The following is a 14,160-nucleotide window of genomic DNA, read 5'->3' as shown; positions in this document are numbered from 1 at the left end:
CGTCTGACCACTTCATCTGCGCAAATCTTTGCAAGCCGTGCGGGTCAGCCTTCTGCCGTAACCATGCGCCACAGCGTTTCCACCAGCACCTCGTAACCCTTATCGAGGGCCTCCGGCGCGGTGAACTCGCGCGGGTTGTGGCTCAGTCCACCCTGACTTGGGACAAAGATCAAAGACGACGGAATACGCTTCTGGATCGCTAATGCGTCGTGCCCCGTAACCGTCTTCAGCGCCAACGCCTTCATTCCGAGATCGCCGGCGACGCTGCGAACCATATCGAAGCCGGCCGGGTCGAGCATGGGTGCGGCCCTTTGTTCATCGGCAGCGATCGAGATCTGGACGCCGATCGCCCCCGCCTCCTTCTCAATTCGCTGCAGAAAACGATCGCTGATCGCAAGCACCACCGCTTCATCGTCGTGCCGGACCTCAAACCAGACTCGAACCCGGCCTGCGACCACATTGGGCGAGTTCGGGAAAACGCTGATGCGCGCCGCCGCGGCATGGGCGCCGGCATTCGCGCGCTCGACTTCGCTATAAAGCGCTTCAATGGCGCGCGCCGCGGCACGCAGGGCATCGCGACGCCGGCCCATCGGCGTCGGACCGGTGTGCGAGACTTCGCCTTCGAACACCACCGAGATCTTTCGCGTCATCCAGGCTCCCGAGACAGCCGCAATATCCGCAGCCTCACCTTCCAGCAGGTCGCCCTGCTCGACATGAAGCTCGACATAGCGTACCGGCTCAAATTCCATTGGGGACGCGCCGCGATAGCCGATCATGGCGAGAGCATCGCCAAGCGTAACGCCGTCCCCGTCCTTGCACGCATAAGCCTGTTCCAGCGACAAACTGCCGGCGAATACCGAGCTGCCCGTCAGGCTTGGCTGGAAACGCGCGCCCTCCTCATTGGTCCAATTCGCAACCGCGAGGTTACGCCGCGCCGTGCCGGGATTGTCGAGGGCGCGATCGCGCACCGCCTGCACCGCAAGAAGTCCCGCAAGGACTCCGTAGCAGCCGTCGTAGCGGCCGCCCGTTGGCTGGGAATCGAGATGAGAGCCCGCGATCACGACATCCTTCGATGCGGGCGCCAGTACCGCAACACCGAACATGTTTCCGATCGGATCGATCCTTGGAAGAAGTCCGCGACGGCTGATCTCGCGAAGAAAAAGATCCCGCGCCTCCTTATCAAGCGGTGTTGCCGTCAGCCGGCAGACCCCGCCGTCTCCGGTCGAACCGATCGCCGCAAAGGTTGCGATGAGATCGTGCAATTCGGTCATTTCCGCACCAGAGACGCGATCCAGTTCGACAATTCGATCTGCCGCACGCTTTCCTTCATGATGTCGTCACCGAACCCAAGCCGCCAGGCGATATCGCGGCGTTGCCGGTTTGCCGCAAGGGTGGACAGATCGGCGGCATAACGGTCCAGGTCCGCGACGTCGACGAAAAAGCCTTCGGTCACCAGCATCGGCCCATATCGCCGGATCACGGCGGCGACGTCGTGCAGCCCATATTCGGGGTGGTACTGCACGCCCCAGAACACGCCGCGGCCGAGGCGTATTTCCGCAGCTTGAATCTCGCTCATCGCATTGCGCGCGGTGACAATCGAGCCCTGGGGAAGCCGGGTCACGATGTCACTGTGAATAGCCGGCGCATCGAACACGGCGTCGCGCGTCGCATGCATGGGATGATCGCCACCAGCGGGGGTCAGTGCGATCTTGCGCGCGAAGGCAACCTCTCTTCCGGCCGGGTTTAATCCAACTTCCCCGCCAGCCGCCACGGCTGCAAGCTGCAGGCCCCAGCACGAGCCGAACATCGGAATGCCGCGCGCAAACACCTCGCGAACAAAATCGATCTGCCGCAACGACTCGATTTCGCGCTGGTAGATATTGAGCGATGAACCGGTGATCGCCACGCCGTCATAGCAGTCCAGCGGCTGCGGAGTTGTCCCGTCGCCATCTGCCGGCGTACAGATGTCGACGATCGCATTCGTGGCGATCGCGCGCAGCACGGCAGCATAGCTCTCCGCCGGAGTCGCGCCCGCGGATTCGGCAATACGGCGGCGACCAGCCGACGTGTTACCATCAATGACAAGCAGCCGCAGCACGGCCTAGCCTCCCAGATCGCCAAGGATGGCCGCAAGCGTAAGCTGCTCGAACTCGGCCTCGGTCAATTGCCGCGGATTGGCGCCTGCGGTCGGATCCTTCACCGCATCGGCCGCGATCATCCGGGCATCCGCTTCCTTGACACCAAGCTCCGCCAGCGTATGCGGCACACCGAGCTTGTCCCGGAATGCCAGTATCCAGGCAAGCACCGCGTCGAAATCGCGCCCCGGCAGATCGAGCGTGCGGGCGATGTGCGGGATCTTGTCGGCGATCGCCGCTCTGTTGCAAGCGAGAACATAGGGAAAGACCACGCCATTGGTAAGGCCGTGATGGGTATCGTAGCGCGCCCCAACGGGATGGGAGATCGAGTGGATCGCTCCCAGCCCCTTCTGAAACGCCGTCGCCCCCATCGAAGCTGCGGCGAACATATAGGCGCGGGCTTCGAGGTCCCGACCATTCTCGACCGCGCGCGGCAAATAAGTGTCGATAATCCTGATTCCTTCGAGCGCCACACCGTCGGCGAGCGGATGAAACGCCTGCACACAATAAGCCTCAAAGCAGTGGGCGAGCGCGTCCATTCCAGTCGCCATTGTCAGGAACGGCGAAAGCCCGACGGCCAGTTCGGGATCCTCGATGGCAATCTTGGGCATCATCAGGGGATGGAAGATGATCTTCTTTTCATGGGTATCTTCGCGGGTGATCACGCCGGCGCGGCCAACCTCGGAACCCGTCCCGGCCGTCGTCGGCACGGCGATGATCGGGACAACTCCATCAGTATTGGCCCGCGTCCACCAGTCGCCGATATCCTCGAAATCCCACACCGGCCGGGACTGCGCCACCATGAACGCCACGCACTTGCCGACGTCCAGGGCCGATCCGCCTCCCACTGCAATAACACCGTCATGACCGCCGGCCTTGAAGGCGGCGACACCGGCATTCAAGTTCGATTCGGTCGGATTACCCTTCACGTCCGAGAAGACGCTGATCGGAATTCCGGCATCGCGAACGCGTCGAACAATGCCCGCTATCAGATCGTTCTCCGCAAGGCCCCGATCGGTCACCAGCAAAGGCCGAGTGAGACCGTAGGTGCGGCACGCGTCGGGAAGCTCGGCAATGCGTCCGGCGCCAGTGACGACGCGTGTGGGGAAATTCCAGGCCCCGGTGATTTGAACTGCCATGTGCTGCTCTCAGTGTTCGATGCGAAGATGAAAAGATTTGGGGCGGGTCAGCGCCTCGAAGCCGAGGCGCGACATGCTGGCGCCGCGGCCGGTGTCCTTGACCCCGGTCCATGCGAGCGAAGGATCGACATAGTCGCAGCGGTTCATGAAGACGGTGCCGGTGGCGATGCCGTCGCCAATCCGCTCGGCTGCATCCACATCCGCCGTCCAGACCGAAGCGGTCAAGCCGTAGGGACTGTCGTTCATCAGCTCGACTGCCGCCTCATCGGAAGGCACCTTCATGATCCCAACGACGGGGCCAAAGCTCTCCTCCATCATCACCCGCATGGTATGATCGACATCGACCAGCACCTGCGGCATCAGATAGGCCGTTCCGGCCTTGTTGGCGGAAAAACGCTTCGCGTCGATCAAGGGGCGCGCGCCCTGCACCAGGGCCTCCCTTGTATGCGCCCGGACGGTGTCGGCAAAGCGCACCGCGGCCATCGGGCCCAGCGTCGTCTCCTGCGCCAACGGGCTTCCAAGCTGATAGCGCGAGGTCAGATCGGCGAATGCATCCACAAAGCGATCGTAGACCTGCTCGTGCACATAGATGCGCTCGATGCCACAGCAGCATTGGCCGGAATTGTAAAACGCACCATCGACAAGCTGTTCGACCGCAAAATCAAAGTCCGCGTCCGACCTGACGTAAGCCGGATCCTTGCCGCCCAATTCAAGGCCAAGCGTGGTGAAAGTGCCGGCCGCCGCCTGTTCGATCGCGCGGCCGCCGGCGACCGAACCGGTGAAGTTCACGTGGTCGACGGAACGGGACGCGATCAGCTTTTCCGCGGCACCGTGATCGAGGTTTAGCGCGGTGAACAAATGCTTCGGCAACCCGGCCAGGTCCATGGCGGACTGAAAACGCTCACCGACCAGCAAGGTCTGGGCGGCATGCTTCAGGAGGACGGCGTTGCCCGCCAGAAGCGCCGGAACAACGGCATTGACGGCGGTGAGATACGGATAGTTCCATGGTGCGATCACCAGCACTATTCCCGCGGGCACGCGTTTAATCATGCGCCGGAGGCCGGGCCGTTCAGCGGGCGTCGTCGGCGCCAGCGCCTCGTCGCTCAATTCGACCAGAACCCGGACGCGCTCCTCCAGGCTTCGCAACTCGCCGCCGTAACGCACCGGCCGACCCATTTGCATCGCAAGCTCGGGTACGATCTCGTCGTTCTGCGTCCTCAAAACCTCGAGGAACGCGAGCACTTTCGCCTTTCGCTCGGCCAGCGGCACCCTGGACCATTCCCGCTGCGCCTGCCTGGCTGCAGCCAGGGCCTGCGCAATTTCACCATCCGATGCGATGCGCCGCCGGGCAACTTCGCTGCCGTCGACCGGCGAGATGCACACAATGTCGTTCACGATGATTCCACTCGGTTTGAGGCGAAGGACGCCAGCTTCAGATGATTTCGAAATAGCGCGCCAGTTCCCAGTCGGTGATCGCCTTGCGAAATTCGCGCTCCTCCCAGTGGCGGGTCATGGCATAGTGATCGACGAAGATATCGCCGAACAGATTGCGAGCAGCCTGTGAGGCGATAAGCCGGTCCGCGGCCTCCGATAGCGTGCGCGGCAACGCGCGCGCCGCCGGATGCGTCATGTCATAGGCGTTACCCGAGACAGGCTCACCAGGTTCGATCCTGTTTTCGATTCCCCAGAGGCCAGAGCCCAGCGCTGCGGCGATCGCGACATAGGGATTGATGTCGGCGGCCGCGATCCGGTACTCGACACGCTGGCTTGATGGCGAACCGGGAATGACGCGTAGCGCGCAGGTCCGATTCTCGATCCCCCAGGTTGCGTCGGTCGGTGCCCAGAACCCCGGGATCAGGCGCGAGTAGCTGTTCACCGTGGAGGCCACCATCGCCAGCAATTCGGGCATCAGCGCCTGCTGGCCACCGACAAACCAGCGCATGGTATCGGACATGTCACCCGCTCGCCCGCTTTCGTGAAACGCCGGCTTGCCTTCGCCGTCGCGCATCGAAAGGTGCAGATGTCCCGATTGCCCCGGATAGGCGTTCGACCATTTGGCCATGAAGGTCATCATCTTGCCCTGGCGCTGCGCCCACACCTTGGCGAACGTCTTGAAGATCACGGCGCGGTCGGCCGCTGCGAGCGCGTCGGTATGTTTGATAGCGGCTTCCAGCACGCCCGGCCCGGTTTCGGTATGAAGCCCCTCGATCGGCATATCCATGTCGTCGCAGAGCTTGAGCAGCGCCTGATAAAAATTCGACTCGACCGATGATCGCAGCATCGAATAGCCGAACCAGCCCGGCGTCAGGTTCTTGAGGTCGCGGTAGCCTTTTTCCCTGATACTGTGGGGTGTTTCGTCGAACACGAAGAATTCGAATTCAGCGGCGACCGTAGCGGCAAATCCCATGGCGGCGGCACGGTCCACGACACGGCGAAGCAGCCGGCGCGGACAGAGCTCCGCTGCCGTGCCATCGAACTCGCCCAGGAAAAAGAGCATGTTTTCTTCGGTCGGCACCTCGCGACACGTCGCCGGATCGATGCGTGCGGTCGCGTCGGGAAACGCGGTGTGCCATCCGGTGAACGTGGACTTATCGTAGAGCTGGTCTTGAGAGTCCCAGCCAAAGATGACATCGCAGAATTTGAAACCCTGCTCCAACGCGTCGAAAAACTTGTCGCGCGCCACGTACTTTCCGCGAATGACGCCGTCGAGATCCACCACCCCGAGCTTGACGTGGGACAGGCCGCGTGCCTCCACCAGCGAACGGGCATCTGCGGCGGTTTTTACACTTCTCGAATCCATGGTTTTCGGGTCTCCACAATCCCGCTCTGCAGGACCGCGATCAAAAATGACGTCGTTCGTCAGGTTGGACAAATCTCGCGCAGAACCTCGTCGCAGGCGGCGATGAACATGTCAGCATTGTCCTTGGTGAAGCAAAGCGGGGGACGGATCTTCAGCGTATTGCCGTAGGGACCGGCCGCGCCGACGAGAATGCCTCGATGACGAAGCCGGTTAATGAGCTGGCTTGCGATCTCCGGTGCCGGCGTCTTCGCGTCGCGATCACGGACGAGTTCGAGCCCGATAAACAGTCCGCTGCCGCGTACATCACCGATCTGGATGTGGCGGTTACCGATCTCGCGGAGCCCGTTCATAACGTAACCGCCGATCTTCCGCGCATTTTCTATTAGCCCCTCGTCCCCGATCACATCGAGCACCGCGAGCCCGGCTGCCGCAGCCACCGGGTTGCCTCCGAATGTGTTGAAATACTTCGTCTCGGCGGCGAACCGGTCGAGCAATGCCGCGCGCGTCGCCACACCGCCCACCGGGAAGCCGTTGCCCATGGGCTTTCCCATGGTGACGATGTCAGGCACGACACCATGCCGGGCGAAACCCCACAGCGCGGCTCCGGTTCGCCCGAAACCCGGCTGGACCTCATCGGCAATGAACAGGCCTTGGCGTTCATGCACGAGTTTGACGACGGGCGCGAGAAAGCCGGGCGGATCGGCATAGATCCCATCGCTTGAAAAGATCGTATCGACCAGCAGCCCCGCAAAGCCGATGCCGCTTTGCTCAAGGTCCGTGATGGCTCCGCCGACACTCTCGGCAAAACGCTTGCCGAGATCACCGATCGGGGCACGAAACATCTCCGGCGCCGGAACGATACGAACGTGGGGAGGCAAGGGCTGCCCCGGGCGAGCCGATGGCGACACATCGGTCACCGCGGCGGTATTGCCGTGATAAGCCGTTTCCGTCACGACGAAGCCGGCACCGCCGGTCGCCACCTTCGCAATCCGCAGCGCGAGATCATTCGCCTCGCTGCCGGTGCAGGTCAGAACCAGATGATCGATATCAGCCGGGAACGTTGCGAGCAGCCGTTCTGCATAGGAATCGACGACGTCGTTGAGATAGCGCGTGTGGGTATTCAGCCGACCGGCCTGCCGCCGAATGGCTTCAACGACGCGCGGATGCGAATGCCCGACCGAGGGGACATTGTTGTAAAGATCAAGATAACGTCGGCCTTCGGCGTCAAACATCCAGACGCCTTCGGCGCGCTCCATCCGGATCGGCTCCTGATAGAACAGCACCGAAGCCGAGCCGAACGACCGCAGGCGGCGCTCGACGGCGTCCCGCAGCGCAGCATCCATCGCGGACACCTTGCTGCGGTCAAAGGCGTTCAGCGCCAGGATTTCTTTTTCCTCCTGCATCGCGCGCTCCTCCTCGATCGGCGCCGGCGGGAGCGGCGCAAGCAGCGTTCGTGCCCCGACGACTCCCAACCAACAATTTGGAATAATGTGGCTCTCTCCACAATAATAAAGCAGTTGGCGGACACGACACATCGGAGCGTCAGTCATATGCCGCGCGGCAGCATAGAGAATGTTCATAAAATCAAACCATTATACAGGCGACTGGCTCAGCTGCGCAGAGAACAGGCATTCCACCGCCCAAAATTTGAGGAATCTGCCACACAATTAATGTGGACATCCAACATGGACTGAGAAAGGATTTGTCGAGAGACAGCCGCAAGCGTCGCCCGATCCTGCGGCGACCGACGCTGCTGCAAGGACAGCTTGATGACGAGCGAGCAGTTACAAGCGACCGACGGCTCCGCGACCGACAAGCGGCCGCGAAAATCGGAAGGCGATCGCCTCTCGAAGCTCGCGCGTCACAAACACATCATCTCGCAATTGACGGCAGCTCCGACCTTGCGGGCCTCGGAACTCGCGGCAGTGCTTGGCGTCTCGGGTGAAACGATCCGACGCGACCTGATGGAACTTCAGGAACAGAAACTCATCAACCGCACCTATGGCGGAGCGTCCCGCCCGTTCGCGCTCGAGCCCACCCTCACCGACCGCAAGGCGATCATGATCGCCGAGCGGGAGGCGATCGCCGCCGTCATCGCCGATCTCATCCTGCCAAACGAAGTTCTGATGCTGGCCGCCGGCGCAACGACATTCCATGTCGCCAGACGATTGGCATCCCGCGCCCGCGATATCACGGTGATCACGCATGACTACGCGATCGCCGCCGCGCTGGCGGTGAATTCATCGATCCGCGTACTTTGCTGTCCCGGCCGGTATCATCCGACGGAAGGCTATGTATTCGGCACGCAGACGATCGCCAGCATCAATAGTTATGAAGCCAACCGCGCGATCGTCAGCGCGACAGGCATCAGCGCCCGCGGCATCAACGATGCTGATGACGAGGCCGGAGCCATTTATGGCGCGATGGTGAGGCGGGCAGCGGAAGCCATCATCGTCGCCGATCATACCAAGTTCGACCAACGCGCGCTGACGGTATTCGCGCATTGGACCGATATCGACCGCCTCGTTACCGACCGGCAACCGGAAGGAGCGATGGCAGCCGCCCTCCGTGAAGCCGGAACGGAAACCATCGTTGCCCAACGCTGAGAAAGGCCAAGCCATGGCACGCCTGACATCTCTTCTCCCGCGCGATGAATACACCGGCTTCGACGACGAAGCCCTAGCGTCGCAGCAGACCCGGATCGGCCGCCTTGATCTCGAATTCATCCAGCCGGATCGGTCTCTTGCCCGCAACTGGGAGCGCGTCGGCAGCGTTCATGACGCTTCCTATCTGCTAGTCTTCCCGCTGGCGGGAGGCGTGACATTCAGCCAGGACGGGCGTACCGGTCTGGCAAGATCCGGCGAGTACGTTCTGCTCAGCGAACTCGCCTTCTATGAACTCTCGCCGGACAAGAATACCCGCCTGCTCATGGTGCGCATTCCTGCGGCAGAATTGCGCGGACGGCTGGTCTCCATCGAAGACCATGTCAGCCGCCGCTTCAAGCCGAACGAGCAGATGACGCGCCTGCTGGTGGGAATGATCGGAAGCGTTGCGGAACTGTTCATCAATTCTCCGCCGCCCAATCCCCAGGCGCTCGCGACCGAAATCGTCAGCTTCATCGCGCTGACGATCGGTTCAGAAGACAGGGGCGCGGCAACTGACGTTCGCAATGCGCGCTATCATTTGCGCCGCCGAATCGTCGATTTCATCGAAACCCATCTGAGCGATCAGTCGCTCTCACCGAAAAAGATCGCTGCGAGCAGCCGGATTTCCCTGAGCTATCTCTACAGCCTGTTCAACGACAATGAGACGACCGTTAGTCAGTTCGTCCAGACCAAACGCCTGCAACGCGCTTATGAGATTCTCGTTGCCGACCCGAAAGGCCACCGAACAGTTTCAGAGGTCGCCTACGAAGTAGGTTTCAAGAACGTCTCGCACTTCTCGCGATGTTTCAGCCGCCATTTCAGGGTTGCGCCGCGTGACGCTCGTCAGACCCACAACGCCTCCCCTCACCCGACTACGGATCCGCGGCACGCGCCCCCGAAAGGCTTGCTTGCGCCGGGAGTGCCGTCTTCCCCACGCGGCAGTCTCGGCTCGCCCTATTGGGAGCGGCGGTCGCTTCACGAAACCGCATAGAAACCGTTTCCCCTGCGCCACACGTATCGCTGCCTATTGCGACCGCGCGCTTCTTCTCCGGAGCGACCATTGGACGATATTCAAGACAGGTTGTCCGAGAACGAGTTGGCCTCGTTCTTCCATGACCTCGCCGACGCCGCCGGCCGGATTGCGGTAACGCACTTTCGGTCGAACATCGACTTCGAGCGCAAGCCAGATCTTTCGCCGGTCACCATCGCGGACCGGGCCATCGAACAGGAATTGCGGCGGTTGATTTCGAAGCGATTCCCCGAGCATGGCATCCTCGGCGAGGAAACGGGATCAACGCCGGGCGATCGCTATACCTGGTATCTCGACCCGATCGATGGGACGAAGAGCTTCATTTCCGGAATGCCGCTGTTCGGAACGTTGATTGCTCTCGCGGATGAAAGGAATGGAGCCGTCATCGCGGGGATGATCGACATGCCGGCGCTGGCGGAACGATGGTATGGCACTCCGAGCGGCACCACCTTCAACGACGCGCCGGCCAGAGTGAGCCGCGCCGTCAATCTGGAAGAAGCGCAGATCTACACATCGTCGCCGGATTTCTTTTCGCCGGAGGATTGGGCGCGTTACGACGCACTCAGCCGCAAGGCTATGTTCAGACGATTTGGTGGCGATTGCTATCAATACGGCCTTTTGGCCTCCGGGCATTGCGACCTTGTCGTCGAATGCTCGCTGAAGTCGTTCGATTTCATGGCGCTGGTACCGGTGATCGAGGGCGCCGGAGGCGTGATCTGCGATTGGGAGGGCCTGCCGCTAACCCGCCATTCCGACGGACGGGTGATCGCGGCTGCCAACGCGGCCTTGCTCCAGCAGGCACTCGCAATCCTCCAGCAATAGTCGGACTTCGGCTGAACGAGAGCGATTCAGACCATCCGCAGCCAGCTTTCCCAGCGGGGGTCGTACATCACGTCGCGCGCCCGCATGTATTTCCACACCCCGTATTTCTGGTAGTCGAAATCCCAGTCCTTGAGCTTGCGATTGACGACCGCCCAGGACGCCCATTTGATGTCGGCAAGCGCGCGGTTGACGATGACCCGCGCGACCATCTCGGGACGCACCGCGCCCAGATATTGCTCGATCAGGCCTTCCGTTAGTTGTTCGTCGAAGAACATCTCGGCGAAGAGAACGCCGAGTTCATAACTGCGTTCGTTGTTCGAGGCGAACTCGTAATCGATCAGCTTCATTGGCTTGGGGCTGGCGCCCAACTCTGCGCCAACGAGGAAATTCCCGGGCATCGGGTCGTTGAAGCAGGGTACGAGGTCGAGGCCGGATGCCATGAATGCGGCCTTGGCCTGGCCGTAGCGATGCATGATCCAGGACATATCATGCGGAAAGTGCGAGCCCAATTCGCGGCCCTGTTCGACGTGCTCCTCGATCATGTCGAAGATCGTCTTGGTCAGGCTGAGCTTTGGCCCGGCATGCAGCCGGCGATAGAGGCTGAGAACGTCGGACTGAATCGCGGATTCGCCAAAATCCCCATTGGTGCAAGCTCGATAGCCTTCGAGGAATTCGCTGACTTCGAGGCCGTCCCGGGCATCGAAGAAAATCACTTCCGGCGCAATTCCCATAGCGTGGGCGTTGCGTGCGGCCTCGTTCGCGGCCACCCGGTCGATGAACATTTCGGAACCTTCGCCGGGCACCTTGATGAAATAGCGGCGCGGATCGCCGGCAATTTCGACCAGCCAGTTCTGATTCATCAAACCACCGACAAGCGGGGTATAGCTGGCCTCCCTGCCGCGCCACGGCGGCACTCGTTCAATAGCGCTTTCGACATTGCGTTCGTGGACGGTTGTCGCCTCGCCAAGCTTTCTGCGAACCGTCATGCAATCCTCCGAAGCGCCTCGCCGAAGCGCGGCTCGCGGACTGCCATCCGGCAGCGCAAGAAGCGCCAACTGGCAAATTTGTAGAACTCGAGCGTATTGCGCGCCGACTTGGCGGCAAGAAGCGCTCCGATCAACCCCCACCGCAGATCGTCCGCGACGCCATAGATGCGCGCGCGGTTGAATGCCGCCTCGTCGAACGCTCCGGCATTGCGCGCGAAGGCGTCCCGAGCTTCGGGCTCCTGGTCGAACGCCTCAACCAGGAAGCTGCCGATGTCTTCCAGCGGGTCGGCCGTAGTGGCACGATCCCAATCGATCAGGCGCACTTCGCCGGCATCGCTGATCAGGATGTTAGATACGTTGCCGTCGCCATGGATCGGTACCGGCGTGGTGTCGAGACCTCCAAACGCCGCGGCTGCGAATCGCAATTCCGCGACCAACCATTCGGTATCGGTCGGAATCTGGGCCTTTGCCGACGTCGCGGCCACGTAGAAGTGCTCGATCTCGTCAAAAACACCCTTCCGTTTGGACAAGGGCTTTCCCGCCTGGAACAAGCGGCGCGCGGCCATCACCGCATCGACGATCTTTGGCTCGAGCATCCGTTCGAGCGTCCCCACCCGCCAACCGTGGTTCAGGTCCTCCATGATGAGGATGCCCGCCTGGATGTCAGCCAGAACAACCTTGGGGCCGATACCAAGATCGGATGCACGCTGCGCCGCCTGGAAGGCGCAGGGTACGTCGATGTAAAGCTCGGCGTCGCGATCCATTACCTTGACGAAAATGCTCTCGCCATTCGACTTGTTGATGGCTCGCCAGGGGAAGCCGTCGACGCCTCGCCAACTTGGTGACGCCAGAATGGGGATCGCGGGTTCGATCACGATATCTCCCGCCCCCCACCCCGGCAGGCTCCCGATACGATCGCGGATTGTGGTCACAACCGCTCCAGATTGACTCATGGCGATCTCTGATCTTTCGCAATATTGGCTTCAGTCAGGCTCCGCGCGGCATTCCAGCTCGCGTGGCAGTTTCATCGATAGTTTGATCAATCCAGATGCAAAAGGGATGCCTCTTGCTCCACGAAATCATGCCGGTTCGACCAGCGGCCTACCCTAGTGCGGGCGATATTCGCTATTCGAACTGGTGAAGAGCCGGCGGGAAGCCGCGGAGGATGCATGTCTGCTGAAGAGCTGATCGGAATGAACCTTGCCGGGCTGACCGGTGCTTACGCATCGCGAGAGCTTTCGCCGGTCGAGGTTCTGCAAGCGGTCATCAATCATTCCATGGCCGTGAATGGCTCGATCAACGCCCTGTTCAGCTTTCGCCCCGAACAAGCCATCGCGAGCGCGCGGCAGTCGGAAGCGCGGTGGAAGGCTAAGGCGGCGCTCGGGCCGCTTGATGGCGTACCCATGACGGTCAAGGACAGCGTCGCGATGGTCGGCTGGCCTTATTTCCACGGGATCGGGGCGAACCGCTCGCAGCCGCCATCGAACTACGACTCGCCACCTGCCATTGCCCTTCGCGAAGCCGGAGCGGTGATTTTTGCAAAGACGACCATGCCGGATTGCGGCCTGATGGCATCCGGTATCAGTTCGCTGCACGGCATCACCCGCAATCCATGGGGGCTGGCCTGGAATACCGGCGGATCATCGGCTGGGGCCGGCGCATCAATCGCTGCCGGCGCTGGATTCGTTTCAGTGGGAACCGACATTGCCGGCTCGGTTCGGCTGCCGGCCGCCCACTGCGGTCTCGCATCACTGAAGCCCACCCACGGGCGCGTGCCTCACCTTCCGGCTGACACCATGCGCATGGCCGGCCCCATGGGGCGTAGCGTCGACGATATCGCCCGCCTGCTGACGGTGCTGACCCGGCAGGACGAACGTGACACCTGGAGCCTTCCCGCGGATGACGTGCGATATCACGAAAGACTCGGTCGCGATGTCAAGGGACTGAAGATCGGCGTCCTCACCGACATGGGCTTTGGGGCGAAGCCCGAAGCCGCGGTACGCAACGCGGTGGAGGCTACCGGCGAATTGCTCGCGGGCGCCGGCGCGATCGTCGAGCCGTTCATCTCCCCGCTCGACTATGACGCCATTGCGCCTATCGACCTGTTCCTCCAGGTACGCGGCTATCTCGAGTACAATTCGCTGCCGCCGCATACCGACAGCGAGCGCGACATCAACCCCTATGTGCGTGAATGGTGCCTTGGCGGCGCACGGCATTCCGGCGCCGATCTCTATCGGGCGCTCGGCCAGATCGGCAAGATGAAGGCCGCAATGCTCGCAGCCTTCGAAGGCTGGGACTATGTCATTGCACCGACGCTGGCCGTGGTGAATTTCCCGGCCGAGGAACCCGGCGTCTCGCGCGAAAAGCCGCTTGAGCATACATTGTTCACCGCGATGTTCAATCAGACCTGCCAGCCCGCCTCCACGATCTGCATGGCATTCGACCGCCGGCATCTGCCGATCGGGGTTCAGATCATTGGCCACCGGTTCGACGATCTCGGCGTATTGCAGTTGACGAAAAGTCTTGAAGGGCTGCGATCCCTGACCATGGACTGGCCGTTTCATCCGCGTGCCTGAGACGGTTGCGCCCGAAAATTGCGTATC

General features: G+C 61.7%; 12 protein-coding genes. 4 read left to right on the top strand and 8 right to left on the bottom strand.

What is annotated here, in order from left to right; translation table 11 throughout:
- Positions 1–44 precede the first annotated feature (44 nt).
- Genes BLV09_RS30285 through BLV09_RS30260 form a run of 6 tightly spaced genes read right to left on the bottom strand, consistent with a single transcriptional unit; the run spans position 45 to position 7,477 of the window.
- On the bottom strand, positions 45–1,271 hold the full coding sequence (locus BLV09_RS30285) for an allantoate amidohydrolase (RefSeq protein ID WP_146690000.1): 1,227 nt from the start codon (positions 1,269–1,271) through the stop codon (positions 45–47).
- Positions 1,268–2,098 (bottom strand): type 1 glutamine amidotransferase, encoded by an 831-nt coding sequence (locus BLV09_RS30280; protein WP_146689999.1) that lies wholly within the window; start codon positions 2,096–2,098, stop codon positions 1,268–1,270. Before BLV09_RS30280 ends, BLV09_RS30285 begins: the two co-directional genes overlap by 4 nt.
- A 3-nt stretch (positions 2,099–2,101) precedes the next feature.
- Positions 2,102–3,274, bottom strand: a complete 1,173-nt coding sequence (locus tag BLV09_RS30275; RefSeq protein WP_146689998.1) for an iron-containing alcohol dehydrogenase — start codon at positions 3,272–3,274, stop codon at positions 2,102–2,104.
- A 9-nt stretch (positions 3,275–3,283) separates the two neighbouring features.
- Positions 3,284–4,669, bottom strand: a complete 1,386-nt coding sequence (locus BLV09_RS30270; RefSeq protein WP_146689997.1) for an aldehyde dehydrogenase family protein — start codon at positions 4,667–4,669, stop codon at positions 3,284–3,286.
- Between the two features lie 37 nt (positions 4,670–4,706).
- Positions 4,707–6,074 (bottom strand): glutamine synthetase family protein, encoded by a 1,368-nt coding sequence (locus tag BLV09_RS30265; protein ID WP_146689996.1) that lies wholly within the window; start codon positions 6,072–6,074, stop codon positions 4,707–4,709.
- Between the two features lie 59 nt (positions 6,075–6,133).
- Complete coding sequence (locus BLV09_RS30260) at positions 6,134–7,477, bottom strand: aspartate aminotransferase family protein (RefSeq protein ID WP_146689995.1); 1,344 nt, start codon at positions 7,475–7,477, stop codon at positions 6,134–6,136.
- A gap of 366 nt (positions 7,478–7,843) precedes the next feature.
- Here BLV09_RS30260 and BLV09_RS30255 point away from each other — a divergent pair, with 366 nt between their 5' ends.
- The 3 genes from BLV09_RS30255 to hisN all read left to right on the top strand — a co-directional run bounded on the left by BLV09_RS30255 (position 7,844) and on the right by hisN (position 10,571).
- Entirely contained in the window at positions 7,844–8,680 is an 837-nt protein-coding gene (locus BLV09_RS30255; RefSeq protein WP_146689994.1) for a DeoR/GlpR family DNA-binding transcription regulator, read from the top strand.
- Positions 8,681–8,693: 13 nt separating this feature from the next.
- Complete coding sequence (locus BLV09_RS30250; protein ID WP_146689993.1) at positions 8,694–9,710, top strand: helix-turn-helix domain-containing protein; 1,017 nt, start codon at positions 8,694–8,696, stop codon at positions 9,708–9,710.
- 69 nt (positions 9,711–9,779) lie between these two features.
- Positions 9,780–10,571 (top strand): histidinol-phosphatase, encoded by a 792-nt coding sequence (hisN, locus tag BLV09_RS30245; RefSeq protein WP_100385902.1) that lies wholly within the window; start codon positions 9,780–9,782, stop codon positions 10,569–10,571.
- A 26-nt stretch (positions 10,572–10,597) separates the two neighbouring features.
- On the opposite strand, the gene BLV09_RS30240 is transcribed toward hisN, so the two are convergent.
- Positions 10,598–11,557, bottom strand: coding sequence for a choline kinase family protein (locus tag BLV09_RS30240; protein ID WP_146689992.1), 960 nt, complete (start codon positions 11,555–11,557; stop codon positions 10,598–10,600).
- Positions 11,554–12,510 carry a phosphotransferase gene (locus BLV09_RS30235; protein ID WP_146689991.1) on the bottom strand — a complete coding sequence of 319 codons (957 nt, stop codon included), beginning with the start codon at positions 12,508–12,510 and terminating at the stop codon, positions 11,554–11,556. Before BLV09_RS30235 ends, BLV09_RS30240 begins: the two co-directional genes overlap by 4 nt.
- Before the next feature lie 216 nt (positions 12,511–12,726).
- Here BLV09_RS30235 and BLV09_RS30230 point away from each other — a divergent pair, with 216 nt between their 5' ends.
- Positions 12,727–14,133 carry an amidase gene (locus tag BLV09_RS30230; protein ID WP_146689990.1) on the top strand — a complete coding sequence of 469 codons (1,407 nt, stop codon included), beginning with the start codon at positions 12,727–12,729 and terminating at the stop codon, positions 14,131–14,133.
- Positions 14,134–14,160: the final 27 nt, after the last annotated feature.

The organism is Bradyrhizobium canariense (assembly GCF_900105125.1).
GTDB lineage: Bacteria > Pseudomonadota > Alphaproteobacteria > Rhizobiales > Xanthobacteraceae > Bradyrhizobium > Bradyrhizobium canariense_A.
The sequence above is the reverse complement of the archived record's forward strand: the minus strand, read 5'-3'. Positions and strand labels throughout refer to the sequence as shown.